The organism is Sulfitobacter sp. M22, from assembly GCF_021736025.1.
GTDB classification, from domain to species: domain Bacteria; phylum Pseudomonadota; class Alphaproteobacteria; order Rhodobacterales; family Rhodobacteraceae; genus Sulfitobacter; species Sulfitobacter litoralis.
In genome coordinates this window covers 50279-65036 of sequence record NZ_WMEC01000001.1, presented here as the reverse complement: position 1 = coordinate 65036, position 14758 = coordinate 50279, and the positions used below count along the sequence as shown (strand labels likewise).

General features: G+C 57.5%; 16 protein-coding genes. 6 read left to right on the top strand and 10 right to left on the bottom strand.

All coding sequences use genetic code 11. The features are described from left to right. Nucleotides 1–70: 70 nt before the first annotated feature. On the bottom strand, nucleotides 71–601 hold the full coding sequence (locus GLP52_RS00345) for a gamma-glutamylcyclotransferase (RefSeq protein WP_093731883.1): 531 nt from the start codon (nucleotides 599–601) through the stop codon (nucleotides 71–73). 70 nt (nucleotides 602–671) lie between these two features. Here GLP52_RS00345 and GLP52_RS00340 point away from each other — a divergent pair, with 70 nt between their 5' ends. Beyond that, entirely contained in the window at nucleotides 672–1694 is a 1023-nt protein-coding gene (locus tag GLP52_RS00340; RefSeq protein ID WP_093731882.1) for a DUF2125 domain-containing protein, read from the top strand. A 33-nt stretch (nucleotides 1695–1727) separates the two neighbouring features. Here GLP52_RS00340 and GLP52_RS00335 read toward each other — a convergent pair whose 3' ends face one another. The 3 genes from GLP52_RS00335 to rpsD all read right to left on the bottom strand — a co-directional run bounded on the left by GLP52_RS00335 (nucleotide 1728) and on the right by rpsD (nucleotide 4520). Continuing rightward, nucleotides 1728–2648, bottom strand: coding sequence for a prephenate/arogenate dehydrogenase family protein (locus tag GLP52_RS00335; protein ID WP_093731881.1), 921 nt, complete (start codon nucleotides 2646–2648; stop codon nucleotides 1728–1730). Nucleotide 2649: 1 nt separating this feature from the next. Next, a complete protein-coding gene (gene hisC / locus GLP52_RS00330; protein ID WP_093731880.1) occupies nucleotides 2650–3732 on the bottom strand; it encodes a histidinol-phosphate transaminase in 1083 nt (360 codons plus the stop codon). Between the two features lie 167 nt (nucleotides 3733–3899). Next, the gene (gene rpsD / locus GLP52_RS00325) at nucleotides 3900–4520 is read right to left on the bottom strand and encodes a 30S ribosomal protein S4 (protein ID WP_093731879.1); all 621 of its coding nucleotides are present in this window, start codon (nucleotides 4518–4520) and stop codon (nucleotides 3900–3902) included. Between the two features lie 478 nt (nucleotides 4521–4998). Here rpsD and GLP52_RS00320 point away from each other — a divergent pair, with 478 nt between their 5' ends. Next, nucleotides 4999–5922 carry a response regulator gene (locus GLP52_RS00320; RefSeq protein WP_093731878.1) on the top strand — a complete coding sequence of 308 codons (924 nt, stop codon included), beginning with the start codon at nucleotides 4999–5001 and terminating at the stop codon, nucleotides 5920–5922. 30 nt (nucleotides 5923–5952) lie between these two features. Here GLP52_RS00320 and GLP52_RS00315 read toward each other — a convergent pair whose 3' ends face one another. After that, nucleotides 5953–6540, bottom strand: coding sequence for a DNA-3-methyladenine glycosylase I (locus GLP52_RS00315; RefSeq protein WP_093731877.1), 588 nt, complete (start codon nucleotides 6538–6540; stop codon nucleotides 5953–5955). 133 nt (nucleotides 6541–6673) lie between these two features. Between GLP52_RS00315 and GLP52_RS00310 the strand changes: the two genes are divergently transcribed. From GLP52_RS00310 to phbB, 3 genes are all read left to right on the top strand, one after another. After that, nucleotides 6674–7507, top strand: a complete 834-nt coding sequence (locus tag GLP52_RS00310) for an EAL domain-containing protein (protein ID WP_423837026.1) — start codon at nucleotides 6674–6676, stop codon at nucleotides 7505–7507. 120 nt (nucleotides 7508–7627) lie between these two features. Beyond that, the gene (locus GLP52_RS00305) at nucleotides 7628–8803 is read left to right on the top strand and encodes an acetyl-CoA C-acetyltransferase (RefSeq protein ID WP_093731875.1); all 1176 of its coding nucleotides are present in this window, start codon (nucleotides 7628–7630) and stop codon (nucleotides 8801–8803) included. A 182-nt stretch (nucleotides 8804–8985) separates the two neighbouring features. Further along, nucleotides 8986–9708 (top strand): acetoacetyl-CoA reductase, encoded by a 723-nt coding sequence (gene phbB / locus GLP52_RS00300; protein ID WP_093731874.1) that lies wholly within the window; start codon nucleotides 8986–8988, stop codon nucleotides 9706–9708. Nucleotides 9709–9801: 93 nt separating this feature from the next. Here phbB and GLP52_RS00295 read toward each other — a convergent pair whose 3' ends face one another. The 3 genes from GLP52_RS00295 to GLP52_RS00285 all read right to left on the bottom strand — a co-directional run bounded on the left by GLP52_RS00295 (nucleotide 9802) and on the right by GLP52_RS00285 (nucleotide 11055). Then, a complete protein-coding gene (locus tag GLP52_RS00295; protein WP_093731873.1) occupies nucleotides 9802–9966 on the bottom strand; it encodes a YdcH family protein in 165 nt (54 codons plus the stop codon). A 112-nt stretch (nucleotides 9967–10078) separates the two neighbouring features. Then, the gene (locus GLP52_RS00290; RefSeq protein WP_093731872.1) at nucleotides 10079–10828 is read right to left on the bottom strand and encodes a tRNA1(Val) (adenine(37)-N6)-methyltransferase; all 750 of its coding nucleotides are present in this window, start codon (nucleotides 10826–10828) and stop codon (nucleotides 10079–10081) included. A 5-nt stretch (nucleotides 10829–10833) separates the two neighbouring features. Further along, nucleotides 10834–11055, bottom strand: coding sequence for a putative signal transducing protein (locus tag GLP52_RS00285; RefSeq protein WP_093731946.1), 222 nt, complete (start codon nucleotides 11053–11055; stop codon nucleotides 10834–10836). 59 nt (nucleotides 11056–11114) lie between these two features. On the opposite strand from GLP52_RS00285, the gene GLP52_RS00280 reads away from it, so the two are divergent. Beyond that, nucleotides 11115–12113 (top strand): polyprenyl synthetase family protein, encoded by a 999-nt coding sequence (locus tag GLP52_RS00280; protein ID WP_093731871.1) that lies wholly within the window; start codon nucleotides 11115–11117, stop codon nucleotides 12111–12113. On the opposite strand, the gene GLP52_RS00275 is transcribed toward GLP52_RS00280, so the two are convergent. Together GLP52_RS00275 and GLP52_RS00270 are read right to left on the bottom strand one after the other, a co-directional pair. Next, nucleotides 12110–12967 (bottom strand): 4-(cytidine 5'-diphospho)-2-C-methyl-D-erythritol kinase, encoded by an 858-nt coding sequence (locus GLP52_RS00275; protein WP_237271295.1) that lies wholly within the window; start codon nucleotides 12965–12967, stop codon nucleotides 12110–12112. The genes GLP52_RS00280 and GLP52_RS00275 overlap by 4 nt on opposite strands. Next, the gene (locus GLP52_RS00270; protein ID WP_237271294.1) at nucleotides 12964–14682 is read right to left on the bottom strand and encodes a tetratricopeptide repeat protein; all 1719 of its coding nucleotides are present in this window, start codon (nucleotides 14680–14682) and stop codon (nucleotides 12964–12966) included. Before GLP52_RS00270 ends, GLP52_RS00275 begins: the two co-directional genes overlap by 4 nt. Nucleotides 14683–14758 lie beyond the last annotated feature (76 nt).

Genomic DNA, 14758 nt, shown 5'->3' with positions numbered 1-14758 from the left:
CGTGGCTCCCGACACTTTTGTGCTTCTATCGCCGCAGCCTACACTTAATCCCGACTGTTATGCCACGGGTTTATGCGCCAAGAGACTTCACACGGTCATGAAGCCATGCAAGCGACGGATCATGCAGCCCGATCTGGGTCAAATGGGATGCCGTGTTAAACAGATATTCGGTATTCGGCCCCATCCCGCCTACCGCGCCCGAGATGATCTGCGCCTGCTCCTCCAGCGGCAAGCCGCCGCAATATTGCTCGTGGGCGGCGTCGATCACATAGACCAATGCCTCGACGGTGCGGCCATCCTCTAGCTGTACCTCAAGCGTCTTTTCAACATAGGCCGATGACACCAGCTCGCGTTCGCGCAAATAGGTTAACGTGGCATCTTCGGTCCCCGGCGCAACACGCAGCGCCATACCATCGCAGGCCGTGCCTGTATCGGCATCCAGCGCCAGCACCAGCCCCGGACGGTCAACCGATCCGCGATGGTGGATCGACCGCATGCAGAACGACCGCGCGTACCCGGGCAACCGCCCGATCACGCTTTCCGCCACGTCAAACCCCGGTTTCCACAATAAGCTGCCGTAACCGAACACCCACATCGCCATGTCTCTGGTCCTTTATCGTTGGCTTGTTTAAAGCTGCGCTATCGCAGGCGTTAATAAGGTTTTAAGAAAAATGGGCAAGCTCGTGTTGATTATTGTCGTCCTAGCGGCGGTTTGGTGCGGATGGTGGTTCGCTGCGTCTTCGGGGCTGCAAAGGGGCATCGCCAAACTGATCGAAACACGACGTGCAGCCGGATGGCAGGCTGACGTGGGCGAAATGAACAAACAAGGCTTCCCGGTGCGGCTACAGACCCGCCTGACCGATGTGTCCCTGACACCGCCTGCCGCAAGTGCGCAGCGGGGCATCGCCAGCGCTGTCGCTGCCAAGCGTATCGATATCTCCACCCCCGCCTATTGGCCGGGCTATATGACGGTGTCCACCCCCTACGTTGAACTCGGTCTGTCCGGCCCCAAACTGCGTGCCATGCTGACCGCAGAGGACGTCACCACCGATTTGCGCCTGCGGCCAAGCGTTTCTGGCCAACTGGACCGGCTAACGTTGGACGGTGGCGCCTGGTTGCTTGATCTGCCGGCAACAGGCCCCGTCGAAGGGCGCGGCCTGAACGTCAGCGCCGTTCAGCAGACCGTAGGTCAACCCATCTATGACCTAGCCTTTGATGCGCAGAGCGTTACCCCAAGCACCGCGCTGCGCAATATGTTCGGCCTGCCTGACGACTGGACGGATGCCTTTGAAACGGTGACGGCCAAGGCGACCATCACCTTCGACCGCCTGTGGGACCGCAGCGCGCTTGGCCGGACCCGCCCACAGCCGCGCGTCATCGACCTGCGACATGCGGAACTGGCATGGGGGGATGTGGCGCTGACGCTAAAAGGGACGATGGCCGTTGCCGAGGACGGTCTGGCGACAGGGACGCTGTCGGTACAAGCGCAAGATTGGCCAATGATGCTGACCATGGCGGAAAACGCCGGTTTTATCCCGCCCAACTTTCGCCCCCAAGCGGAACAAATGCTCAAGGGGCTGGCTCAAATGTCTGGCAACACGAATGGGCTGGATCTGGACATCAGCGTGAAGGACGGGAAAATGTCGATGGGGTTCATCCCCTTAGGACGCGCACCCAAGATTATCTTGCGCTGAGGCGAGACAGCGCCACAAACCCCGCCGCCTGGATTATTTGTTGCCCGGTTGGCGCCCGAAGTTCGGCGCATCCGTGTCCTGACCCGCCTCGATAATTCCACGGCGGATGGCACGGGTGCGGGTAAAATAATCATGAAGATGATCACCGTCACCCATGCGGATCGCCCGCTGCAACGCAAAAAGTTCTTCGGTGAAGCGACCCAGTATCTCGAGTGTGGCGTCCTTGTTGGTCAGGAAAACATCCCGCCACATGGTCGGATCGCTGGCAGCGATACGGGTGAAGTCACGAAAGCCGGCGGCCGAGTATTTGATGACTTCGCTGTCGGTCACGCGGCGCAGATCATCTGCCACCCCGACCATCGTATAGGCGATCAGGTGCGGGGCATGGCTGGTCACCGCAAGCACCAGATCGTGATGCTCCGCGTCCATTTCCTCGACGTTGGCCCCCATGCCGTCCCATAGGTTTCGCAACCGTGAAATCGCATTGGCGTTGGTGTCGGGCACGGGCACCAGCAGGCACCAGCGGTTGTCGAACAGTTCTGCGAAACCGCTGCGTGGGCCGGAATGTTCGGTCCCCGCCAACGGATGCGCTGGAATAAAATGGACGCCCTCGGGCAGGAGCGGGCCAACCTGTGCGATCACATCCGCCTTGACCGATCCCACATCCGTGACCGTGCAGCCCGGCTTCAGATATCCGGCCATTTCCGCAGCAACCGAGCCCATGACGCCCACGGGCACACAAAGAACCACCAGATCCGCATCTTTCACGGTTTTCGCAATGGAATCGCAGACCTCGTCGCACAGGCCAATTTCGCGTGCGGTGTCGCGGGTGTCCGCACTGCGCGCAAAGCCCGACACATGGCCCGCAAGCCCGCCGCGTTTCATCGCCCAGAACATCGAAGAGGCGATCAAGCCCAACCCGATTAACGCTACTTTTTCATAAATTACGGGCATATTAGTCGCCTTTAAACTGTCGGATCGCATGAACCACGCGGCGGCATGCGCTTTCATCGCCCACGGTAATGCGCAGGCAATTGGGCAGCTGGTATCCGGCAACGCGCCGCACGATCAAGCCTTGGGTCTTGAGGTGTTCATCACAAGCCTCGGCCTCGGCCTGCGACTTGAACCGCGCGAGAATAAAATTCGCGCAGGACACATCCGATGGAACGCCAATTTCGGCTAAGGCATCAGCCATCCAGGTGCGCCATTTCGCATTTTCGCTGCGGCAATGAGCAGCATACCCTGTGTCCTTGATCGCCGCCGTTGCCGCGTTCAACGCGGCTTGCGACAGGTTAAACGGCCCCCGCACTCGGTTAAGGACGTCAATGACATGGGCCGGCGCATAGCCCCAGCCGATGCGCAAGCCACCCAAGCCATACAGCTTTGAGAAGGTTCGCGTCATCACAATATTATCGTGGCTGTCGACCAAAGCAGCCCCGCCGTCATATCCTTCGACATATTCAGCATAGGCCCCGTCCAGAACCAGAATGGCTTTTTCGGGGATACCCGCGGCCAGCCGTTCAATTTCACTTAGCCCGATCATTGTGCCTGTGGGGTTATTCGGGTTCGCGATAAACACCAACCGTGTCTTGTCGGTGCAGCCCGCGAGCAATGCGTCCACATCCGTCACCCGTTCATTTTCGGGCACCTCGACCGGGGTCGCCCCATTGGCCAGCGCGGAAATCCGGTACATGCCAAAGCCGTGCACCGTGTGCAGCACCTCGGTGCCCTCGCCCGAAAACGCTTGGCACAGAAATGCAATAATCTCGTCCGAACCGGCCCCACAAATGATGCGATCGGCGTCGAGCCCGTGCACCTGCGCAATGGCTTGACGCAGTGCTGCGTGATCGGATGACGGGTACCGATGCAGGTCATATGACGCATCCCGGAACGCTTTGATGGCGACGTCGGACGGGCCAAGCGGGTTCTCGTTCGAGCTCAGCTTGATCACATTTTCAAGCCCTGCCACATGAGACGCCCCGCCTTGATACAGCGCGATGTCCATAATGCCGGGTTGCGGGCGAATAGCGGTTGTCATGTGTCATATCTCCTGTCCGGCGGACCATAAACACGCACCGGGACCAACGCCACTACGATCTTGTCTCGGCGTCACTTTGCCCAACGCTAAAGTCGCAGCACCAAACGCAAAAAGGGCCACGCCGGTCTTTCCAGCGGGGCCCCTTCGGCATTGATATGCGAGGAACCTTAGTTCTTCGCGTAGAATTCGACCACGAGGTTCGGTTCCATCATGACAGGGTATGGCACGTCGCCCAAAGCGGGGGTGCGCACGAAAGTCGCTGTCATCTTGGAGTGATCTGCTTCGATGTAGTCAGGCACGTCACGCTCTGCCAGCTGAGTGGCTTCGAGCAGCGCAACCATTTGCTTGGAACGATCACGCACTTCGATCACGTCGCCTTCTTTGACGCGGTAGGAAGGAATGTTAACCTTCTTGCCGTTCACTTTGACGTGGCCGTGGTTTACGAACTGGCGCGCAGCAAAAACGGTCGCTACGAACTTCGCACGGTAGACAACGGCGTCCAGGCGACGTTCCAGCAGACCGATCAAGTTTTCACCTGTGTCGCCTTTTACACGCTCAGCTTCACCATAGATGCGGCGGAATTGCTTCTCGGTCAGATCGCCGTAGTAGCCTTTCAGCTTCTGCTTTGCGCGCAGCTGAATACCAAAGTCGGACAGTTTGCCCTTGCGGCGCTGACCATGCTGGCCGGGGCCGTATTCACGACGGTTCACTGGGGACTTTGGGCGGCCCCAGATGTTTTCGCCCATACGGCGGTCAATTTTGTGCTTGGCAGCTGTACGCTTAGTCACGGCTGTTCTCCTTTTTGAGGCCCTGCAGAATTGCGGCGGGCGGTAAAGGGCGTTGTCCTTTGGCCGAAGCCTGACAGGGTTCCCCTTGCGGGGTCCACCAACACCAATCAAGCGGCGCTTATACGGCGCTGCGGCGCGGAGTCAATGATGGAACTCGGGTCAATTTGCTACAAATCAAGACACATACTTCCGCAGCCCCCCATTGCGGTGCAAATGGCCCGCTGATCAAATCCATTCACCCGCTTGGCATCCGCACTTTTGAGCCCCGCGGTGCCTCAAAATCTCTTAATTCATTAACAAATGGTTAACGCGGCTAATTTTAAGTTGAAATCAGCAAAATTGTCGCTCACCATCAGTATGTTGATGAGTAAACAAGGGGGGCTAGTGTGATGGAAAACCTGCACGATCGCCGCAAGAACAATCTGCATTTGGTCCGCATGACCCCGAAAACGGTGTCCAAAACTGCCGAGTATCTGGTATGAGGATACTTGCCGTTGAGGACAATCAAGATCTGCGTAATTTGTTGGAAGAATATCTTCGGACGCAGGATCACGAGTATGTCCGGACGGCCGCCTCCGGTAAAGAAGCCCTTGAAGTCATTCATGGTGCACCGGTTATATTCGACTGCTTGCTACTGGACATCCAGATGCCTGAAATGACTGGCATCGAGCTAATCTCTCATATCCGCAAAATTGAAGGCTACGAATTTGTACCGATCATTATGCTCACCGGCGTTAAGAACAATGAAAGCATAGCGAAAGCTTTTGTCGCTGGCGCGTGGGACTATATTGTCAAACCGTTCGAGTTTTTCGATCTCGAAGCCCGCATTCACGGTGCAGAACTGCGCAATGCAGAATATGTGCGTCACCTCCGACGCCCCCATGAATCCCCGAACCAAGAAAATTTCGACATTTTGAAAGAACTCGCGCTTGATCGAGCATTGGTGCCATCCGAGCTTTCGGAAAGCGGGCTTGTGCCCCAGGATGCGTTCGAAAATTGCATTATGCGGATGCAGTCCGAATTTGGCGGCGGCATGCAGATTGCCGTTATCGTGCTGCAGGATTTTGCGAAGGTCCTGTCCAGCATACCCGAGGGCCAGCGTGTCAATTTCTCTGTCAGCCTCGCCCGCAAGCTTACTGATGCGCTCAGTAGCCTTAACCTGATCGTGACCTATCGGTCCAACGGGGCATTTGCCGCGCTGTCTCCCGCGCTCAAGACCCAATCAAACTTGAACATCGTGGACGTAGCCACAGCTGCGATTCAATCGGCCACCGAGGACTTTTCGGCAAGCGGCATCACGGTCAAGATTGACTATTGCCGCACCAAAGCGTTTTCGACCAGCAGCGACACAATCGTGGTGTTGGACCAGCTGGCAAGCTCCCTTGGCGCTATCCCCGCGTAAGGCGACCCAGGTCAACTAGACACCGACCGGTTATCGCAGCGCCCAATCGTGCTTGGGCATCTGTGCTACGATGGTATGGCGGTGGCAGCAGGTTAAATGGTCATTCACCATCCCGACCGCCTCCATAAACGCATACACTATTGTTGGACCGCAGAACTTAAACCCCTGTTTTTTCAAATCGATCGATATTTGTTTCGAAAGCGGCGTCCAGGCCGGAACCTCCGCCTGACTCTCAAACCGGTTTTGCAGCGGTTCAAAATCCACATACTTCCATAGATATCTGTCAAATCCCTCCTTCTGCTCAATCTGCTGCCACACGCGGGCATTGGTGATCGCCGCCGCGATCTTTCCGCGGTGACGGATGATACCGGGGTTCGCCAGCAACCGTTCAACGTCTGGCTCACCCCATGTAGCGATGACGTTAGGGTCAAAACCGGCAAATGCCTCGCGAAAATTCTCTCGCTTTTTAAGTATCGTGATCCAGCTGAGCCCAGCCTGAAAGCCATCAAGGATAAGCTTTTCCCAAAGAGCACGGCTGTCATACTCGGGCACACCCCAGTCAGTGTCATGATAATCCAGATAAATCTGCTCTGGCCCCGCCCAGTCACATCGCTGCATCGGCTCCCCTTCTTCACGCTAAATGGCGGTATATTTAAAATTGGTGCTGCATTGTCGCGTTAACCCCGCGTTATGAGTTTCGGGGCCAAGGTGGCACAAGAAACGCGATAGATGGAAGCACCCCTTGGAAGAAATGTCGCAACACCCGCTCGCTGATTTGCCCGAAGGCACACGAAATCCACTGGATTATGCCGTCAACCAACGCGACAGCAGCACAATCTCGATGGTCAAAGACGCAATCGCGCACAATCAAACCTTGATGGCCTACCAGCCCGTCATGCGCGATGTAGAAGATCCGAAAGTTGCCTTTTACGAGGGCTTTATCCGGATTTTGGACCCAACGGGGCGGGTCCTCCCTGCTCGTGAATTTATGCATCTCATCGAAAAGACGCAGCTTGGCCGCGAGATAGACGTGCTGTCGCTTCAGGCGGGGCTAACGGCGCTGAGCGATAACAAAAACTTGCGGCTATCTATCAACATGTCAGCCCGCTCTATCGGCTATGCGGGATGGACGAACTTGCTGAATCGTTGGCTCGCGCGCGACGGCACCATAGGCGAACGACTGATTCTGGAAATTAGCGAAAAATCCGCGATGCAAATGCCAGAGCTTGTCGCCAGCTTTATGGACCAAGTGCAGACACGGGGCGTCTGCTTTGCCCTAGACAACTTCGGGGCCGATTACATTGCAATCCGCTATCTGAAAGATATGTTTTTTGATATTTTGAAAATTGACGGGCAATTTACGAGTGGCATCACCACCAACCCTGATAACCGTGCAATTGTATCGATCATGGTCTCAATCGCGCGTAACTTTGACATGGTATGCGTTGCCGAACAGGTCGAAAATCAGGAGGATTCATCGCTTTTGCACTCTCTTGGCGTCGACTGCCAACAGGGGTTCTTATACGGCGCACCAACCACCCAACCTTTCTGGCATAAGTCGACCGAATTGCGTAAAAATGCGTAGGCCCGCAGGGCGTGATTGCCGCATCTGTAGCGATAGGATATGTCCCAAAGCATAGAAGACTGGGGAGCGGGCAACCACCGCGTCAATACCCTACGTCAGCAGTTCAGGGGAAGAACACATATGACCAACGTCGTCATCGCATCCGCAGCCCGCACGGCCGTAGGCAGTTTCAGCGGATCTTTTGCAAACACGCCTGCACATGATCTAGGTGCCGCAGTTCTGAAAGAGATTGTCACACGCGCGGGTATTGACCCTTCCGAGGTGAACGAAACTATTTTGGGCCAAGTTCTGACCGCGGCCCAGGGACAAAACCCTGCACGCCAAGCACATATCAACGCGGGCCTACCCATCGAAAGCGCGGCATGGTCGATTAACCAAGTGTGCGGATCGGGCTTGCGTGCCGTGGCGCTGGCGGCCCAGCATATTCAACTGGGCGATGCTGATATCGTGGCCGCAGGCGGACAAGAAAACATGTCGATGAGCCCCCACGCGCAGAACCTGCGTCCGGGTCAAAAGATGGGCGACATGCAGCTGATTGATACGATGATCCGCGATGGTCTGTGGGATGCGTTCCATGGTTACCATATGGGGCAAACCGCTGAAAACGTTGCGGCAAAATGGGAAATCAGTCGCGACGCTCAAGACGAATTTGCGGTCGCCTCGCAAAACAAGGCCGAGGCCGCGCAAAAAGCCGGTAAGTTCCAAGACGAGATCGTGCCTTTCACCGTCAAAACCCGTAAAGGCGAGATTATCGTCGATCAAGACGAATACATCCGCCATGGTGCCACAATGGAGGCCATGCAAAAGCTGCGCCCCGCTTTCGCCAAAGACGGCTCTGTCACAGCGGCCAACGCGTCGGGTCTAAACGATGGGGCGGCAGGCGCATTGCTGATGTCGGCAGATAACGCTGAAAAACGGGGTATCACCCCGTTGGCGCGCATCGCATCCTATGCCACCGTCGGCCTTGACCCAACGATCATGGGGGCCGGTCCGATTTACGCGTCGCGCAAAGCATTGGAAAAAGCCGGCTGGAAGGCCGAAGATCTGGACCTTGTCGAAGCAAACGAAGCTTTTGCCGCTCAGGCCTGTGCCGTTAACAAAGACATGGGCTGGGATCCTTCGATCGTAAACGTTAACGGCGGCGCAATTGCGATCGGTCACCCGATCGGTGCATCCGGCGCGCGCATTCTCAATACGCTATTGTTTGAAATGCAGCGTCGCGGTGCTAAAAAAGGGCTCGCAACTTTGTGCATTGGTGGCGGCATGGGCGTCGCGATGTGCTTAGAGCGCCCGTAACGCCACATAACCAAGCTCTCGTGGCGTGCTCTCGACGATTTCGCGCGCCACGAGAAAAACAAATGCTCTTTCCTTGCGTAAACTGTTGCAAAGAAATTAAAGCGTGACTACAAATTCTTCACGTAATTTAATTACGAAATTACTACGGCAAACGAAACAACATTGCCACTAGGGAGAGTTTTATGTCACGTGTTGCACTTGTAACCGGAGGGAGCCGCGGGATCGGGGCGGCTATTTCCACAGCATTGAAAGACGCCGGATATACTGTCGCGGCGACTTATGCCGGCAACGACGATGCTGCCGCGCAATTCACAGAATCAACTGGGATCAAAACCTATAAGTGGAACGTTGCAGACTACGAGGATTCCAAAGCCGGAATCGCCAAAGTCGAAGAAGAACTAGGCCCTGTTGAGGTGGTTGTTGCGAACGCGGGCATCACACGCGACGCGCCTTTCCACAAAATGACACCCGACCAATGGAATGAAGTCGTTGGCACGAATTTGACCGGCGTTTTCAATACCATTCACCCCGTTTGGCCTGGTATGCGCGACCGGAAGTTCGGTCGGATTGTGGTCATTAGTTCGATCAACGGGCAAAAAGGCCAATTCGCACAGGTAAACTACGCGGCGACCAAGGCGGGTGACCTCGGGATTGTAAAATCCTTGGCTCAGGAAGGTGCGCGCGCCAACATCACTGCGAACGCAATCTGCCCCGGCTATATTGCAACAGATATGGTGATGGCTGTGCCGGAAAAAGTGCGCGATTCCATTGTGGCGCAAATTCCGACAGGCCGTTTGGGCGAGCCGGAGGAGATCGCACGCGCGGTTGTATTCCTAGTCAGCGATGACGCGGGTTTTATCAACGGGTCGACGATCACCGCGAATGGAGCCCAGCATCTGGTCTAGGCATCTGTCGTAGAACTGCGAAAGGCCAGTGCATTCCGCACTGGCCTTTCTGCCGTCGGCACATTGGGCACGCCGGTCAAACATATAATGATATCAGGTGGAAAGCCGGGTAATTTCCTCTTTCAAACGCAGCTTCTCTTTTTTCATATTCGCAACTTTCAGCCCGTCGATACTCGGTGATCGTTGAGCCTGTTCTACAGCGTCACTCATGGCCAAATGCTTGCGTTTCAGAGCATCCAGATGTGCGTCAAAAGACATGTAACTCTCCTTAGGTTATGTTGCGTAGGAGGAGTGAAGCACGAAATATTTCACCTGTCACGCGGCACCGCAGCAAAACTATCGACAAGTTGAGATATCGGCGAGAGGTTGCTTAGAATGGCAACGCCGCGCCCTCGCGCAGGGCCGCCCGGATTTGCGGCACATAGCTGTCGCCATCTACCATATGTCGTGGCCCTTCGTGCATCACGAGCGGCGCGTTCAGCCGAAATGCCCCCCGCCCGCTTTTACGGGCCCGCAGGATCACCAGCTCGGCCAGCCGACCGATGCGCGGCGCGATTGGCAGCACTTCGATACTGCCCATATCATGAGGCAGCGCGCGGATAAGATCGGGCAGCCGTTCGGCGCGATGGATGAAATGTGCCTGCCCCTTGGGGGCCAGTCGTTTGGCCGCAACCTTGACCCATGTTTCCAGCGGTGTCGCCTCGCCCAATGCCGTCTCGCGTCCTGAGTTCGTTGCAGCAATAGAGGCATGACGGTCGAAATACGGCGGGTTGGCAAGCACATGGTCAAATTGTCGCTGCCGCAGCGCCAAGGGCATGGCGTCGATGTCGGCTTCGACCACTTCGAATGTCGGATCGTTCAGCCTTGCGAGCGCGGCATAGGCAGGCTGGATCTCGACTCCTGTTAGCTGCAACCCCGATACACGCGCGCCCAAACAAAGCGACGCAGCCCCTACCCCGCACCCAAGCTCCAGCACGCGCTGGCCTGCCCGCGCAGGGATGGTTGCAGCCAATAAAACAGGGTCCACACCCGCGCGATAGCCTTTGCGTGGCTGCCACAAGTGCAGCTTCCCGCCAAGGAAAGCATCCTGCGTCAGCGTGTCTGGGCCGAAGCTGTCCATCGTCGTTAGTCGGGCAGTCCGGTGGGGATGTCATTGTCGCGCAGCACCCGTGTCGCGGCACCGTGATCATCGTCATGCACCATCAAACGACGGGGGAAAATACCGATCCCGCCCTCAAGCACGCTCATGTTTACGTCGAGCGGAAAGCAGTCTATATCCTCGCCCTGAAGAAGGGCGCTGGCAAAGGCGATTATTGTCGGATCGGTTGTGCGTAAAAGTTCCTTCATAACAGAGATGTAAGGGCAATCGACATTGATTGTCGAGCCTTCCAATTAGGGTCGTGTAGATGACGAGCGAAAACACCCAGAAACCGCATGATCAGATGGCGGCCTATCTGAGCGCAGATATGACTGCCGTGAATGACCTGATCCGCGACCGCATGGCGTCTGAACATGCGCCGCGCATCCCGGAGGTCACCGCCCACCTGGTCGAAGCGGGCGGCAAACGGTTGCGCCCGATGCTTACCCTCGCGGCGGCGCGTCTGTGTGGCTATGACGGCCCTTACCATGTGCATCTGGCAGCCACGGTAGAGTTTATTCACACGGCGACGTTGCTGCACGATGACGTGGTCGATGAAAGCGCGCAGCGGCGCGGACGACCGACTGCGAACCTGCTTTGGGATAACAAATCTTCGGTGCTGGTGGGCGACTACCTGTTTGCACGCAGTTTCCAGCTGATGACCGAAACCGACAATATGCGCGTGCTGGCGATCCTTTCGAACGCCTCTGCCACGATTGCCGAAGGCGAAGTGCTGCAACTGACGGCGGCGCAGAATTTGGCGACGGACGAAGGTATCTACCTGCAGGTCGTGCGTGGAAAAACCGCGGCGCTGTTCTCGGCGGCGACGCAGGTGGGCGGGGTCATCGCCTCAGCCCCCGACGCGCAGGTCCAAGCGCTGTTCAATTACGGTGACGCCTTGGGCATCGCGTTCCAGATTGTCGACGATTTGCTGGATTACCAAGGCGATCCGAGTGCGACCGGCAAAAACATCGGTGACGATTTCCGCGAGCGCAAGTTGACCCTGCCGGTGATTAAAGCGATTGCTAAAAGTGATGCCGAAGAACGCGCCTTCTGGGCCCGCACCATCGAAAAGGGGCGGCAGGAGGAAGGCGATCTGGACCACGCCCTGTCGCTGCTGCACAAACATGGCACGCTGGACGAGACTAAGGCAGAGGCGCTGGCGTGGGCGGAGAAAGCCAAAACCGCGCTCGACACCCTGCCCGATCACGACCTGACCCGGATGCTGCGCGATATGGCCGATTACGTCGTGGCGCGGATCAACTAGCCAAGCACCGGCGCGGCGACCACCCACCAACCGGGGTGCTTGTCCGCGACACGGGCAGCGGCGCGTTGTGCAAACGCTTGGGTCTCGTACAGGCCGAAGCAGGTGGCACCGGATCCCGACATACGGGCTAGCAATGCATCCTGAAGGCTTTGTAGACAGGTCGCCACCTCTGGCACCACTTGAACTGCTGGAGCCTCGAGGTCATTGCGCTGCGTCGCCAGCCATGCGGCGAATGCGGTGGCGCTGGTAAACTCGGGCAGCTCTTTCGGCATGGGTGCATTGGCGCGGGCTTCCAGTCGCGAAAATACTTCGGGTGTGGCGGCAGATTTATTCGGGTTGATCAACACCAGCCAACAGGGCGGCAACTTGGGCGCGGGCGTCAGTACCTCGCCGATCCCCTCCATTCGCTGGGGTATGTCAGACAGGCAGACCGGCACATCCGCCCCAAGCCGGGCGATGTCATCGGGTACGGGCAGGCCCCAGTGGGCCGATAGCAAATGGAGCGTTGCGGCGGCGTCTGCTGATCCACCGCCGATCCCTGCCGCAGCAGGCAGATTTTTCGTCAGGTGCAGCCGCGCCCCTCTTCCAGCGCCAGCGTCGAGCAGGCGCGCAGCACGCACAACGAGGTTGCGGTCATCATTGGGGGCAGCCGAACCATATGGGCCGTCGATGAACAGCTCAAGCTGGTCAGACGGCGTTACCGCGATCTGATCACCGACGCCGGCCCGTACCACAAGGCTGTCGAGCAAGTGATACCCGTCGCTGCGCTGCCCTGTGACGTGTAGCGTTAGGTTCACCTTGGCCCAAGCGCTCCGGTTGCTGGCAACCCCGAGGGATGCGGCCTTGGCGGTCATTTTTCAGCGGAGGCTTTGCTCAGCGGTTCGGCCCCTTCTTCGGCCAATACAGCATCCAGTCCGACCTCGAGCTTGCGCCGCATGCGTTTCGGGTCTGCCTCGCTGTCCTGATCTTCAGGGTCGACGAAAGACAGGGCGCGACGCCATTGGAATTCGGCCTCGCGCTGGCGCCCGACGGACCAATAGACATCACCCAAGTGATCGTTCAGTACGGGGTCCACCGCAACGAGCTCTACCGCGCGTTCCATCTGGTCTACGGCCTCTTCGTAGCGGCCCAGCCGGTAAAGCACCCAACCAAGAGAATCGACGATATACCCGGAGTCCGGGCTGGCTGCGACGGCGCGCTCAATCATGTTCAGCGCCTCGTCCAGATTGCGACCTTGTTCGACCAACGAATACCCTAGGTAGTTCAGTACTTGCGGTTGGTCGGGATTGATCTCGAGCGCGGCGCGAAAATCGCGTTCGGATGCTTCGCCGTTGCCCAAGCGTTCTTCGGCAATGCCACGTGCATAATACAATACCCAGCGTTGCGGGTTGCTGTCAGGTGTCAGTTCAATCGCCTTGTCGTAGGATTTTATCGCGGCCTTGAAATCGTCCTGTGCCCGCAGCGCATCGCCCAAAGCGGAATGGACCGACGGGAGCGTCCCATGGCTACGCGTCAGCTGTTGCAGCACTTCGATCGCTTGTTCAGGCTTGTTAGACCGTCGCAATGCCGCAGCACGTCCCAGTTCAGCAGCATGGTAAGCGGGGTTGTCGGCAGGCACATCTTGCAGTTCCTGAATTGCCAGCTCGTACTGGCCGATGTTTTCCAGCAGGTCCGCCGTCAGCAACAGATCGTCGATGTGATCGGGGCGCAGGTAGCGCGCGATGCGCGAATACAGCAGCACATAATAGTCACCGGCGCTTTCATTGCGCAGCACAGCCGCGAAGGTAAAGAACACTTCGGCGATACCCGCCTTGGCATCAGGGATTTGGGTAAAGGCGACCTGCCCGTCCCCTTGCAAGGCCGCGACCAGATCATCTAGTTCAGGGTCACTGTTGGCACCAAAACTGTCGGTTAGCAGCGCGAGCGCTTGTTCGTTCCGCCCCAACTGGCCCAAAATTTCGACCCGCGCGATCACCCCGCGTCGGGTTTGCCCGGCGGACCCCGACTGGTTCGCGGCAAAGATTGCCTCCGCCCCCTCGTAATCGCCGACAGACGCCAACGCCAAAGCCTTGTGATACATCACAAACCCCTGCATCCCAGCTTCTGTGCTCAGGGCGTCGAACTGGGCAAGGGCGGCAGTCATATCACCGGCACCTACTTGCGCCCAAGCTTTGACCAGCCCGTCGACCCAGGGGCCAATCCCACCCTCGTCCGCTGACTGCGCGATCAGGCCGGCATAGTCTTCTTCTTGTGCCATGCCTGCGGTGGTTACCAGATAGGCAATTTGCCCAGGCTGATCCGACGCAGCCATGACCCGCGCCAACGGCAAGGCGCGTTCGATATTTCCGAGCGACAAAAGCGCCAGCACCGTACTTTCAAGGAATTCAGGGTTCTTGGGATCAAGCGCCAACGCCTCGCCATAGTATTTGGCAGATTCCGCAAAATCGCTACGGACCGCAGCATGTCTCCCCGCGAGATAGGCACCGGCAGCCGATTGCGCCTGTGCGGGCATCGAAACAGCACCGGTCAGCGCCAAAACGCTAGCGGTCAACAATAGGTTACGGATCATACTGGCACGCCTCATTTATATTTAGGCGCAAGGCTAACAGGTTCGCGTCCAAGCGCAATGCCGCCTATCCAAAGGA

Coding starts and splice junctions, on each gene's coding strand:
- GLP52_RS00345 (WP_093731883.1), bottom strand. CDS start 601: ATGGCGATGTGGGTGTTCGGTTACGGCAGCTTATTGTGGAAACCGGGG.
- GLP52_RS00340 (WP_093731882.1), top strand. CDS start 672: ATGGGCAAGCTCGTGTTGATTATTGTCGTCCTAGCGGCGGTTTGGTGC.
- GLP52_RS00335 (WP_093731881.1), bottom strand. CDS start 2,648: ATGCCCGTAATTTATGAAAAAGTAGCGTTAATCGGGTTGGGCTTGATC.
- hisC (WP_093731880.1), bottom strand. CDS start 3,732: ATGACAACCGCTATTCGCCCGCAACCCGGCATTATGGACATCGCGCTG.
- GLP52_RS00320 (WP_093731878.1), top strand. CDS start 4,999: ATGAGGATACTTGCCGTTGAGGACAATCAAGATCTGCGTAATTTGTTG.
- GLP52_RS00315 (WP_093731877.1), bottom strand. CDS start 6,540: ATGCAGCGATGTGACTGGGCGGGGCCAGAGCAGATTTATCTGGATTAT.
- GLP52_RS00310 (WP_423837026.1), top strand. CDS start 6,674: ATGTCGCAACACCCGCTCGCTGATTTGCCCGAAGGCACACGAAATCCA.
- GLP52_RS00305 (WP_093731875.1), top strand. CDS start 7,628: ATGACCAACGTCGTCATCGCATCCGCAGCCCGCACGGCCGTAGGCAGT.
- phbB (WP_093731874.1), top strand. CDS start 8,986: ATGTCACGTGTTGCACTTGTAACCGGAGGGAGCCGCGGGATCGGGGCG.
- GLP52_RS00295 (WP_093731873.1), bottom strand. CDS start 9,966: ATGTCTTTTGACGCACATCTGGATGCTCTGAAACGCAAGCATTTGGCC.
- GLP52_RS00290 (WP_093731872.1), bottom strand. CDS start 10,828: ATGGACAGCTTCGGCCCAGACACGCTGACGCAGGATGCTTTCCTTGGC.
- GLP52_RS00285 (WP_093731946.1), bottom strand. CDS start 11,055: ATGAAGGAACTTTTACGCACAACCGATCCGACAATAATCGCCTTTGCC.
- GLP52_RS00280 (WP_093731871.1), top strand. CDS start 11,115: ATGACGAGCGAAAACACCCAGAAACCGCATGATCAGATGGCGGCCTAT.
- GLP52_RS00275 (WP_237271295.1), bottom strand. CDS start 12,967: ATGACCGCCAAGGCCGCATCCCTCGGGGTTGCCAGCAACCGGAGCGCT.
- GLP52_RS00270 (WP_237271294.1), bottom strand. CDS start 14,682: ATGATCCGTAACCTATTGTTGACCGCTAGCGTTTTGGCGCTGACCGGT.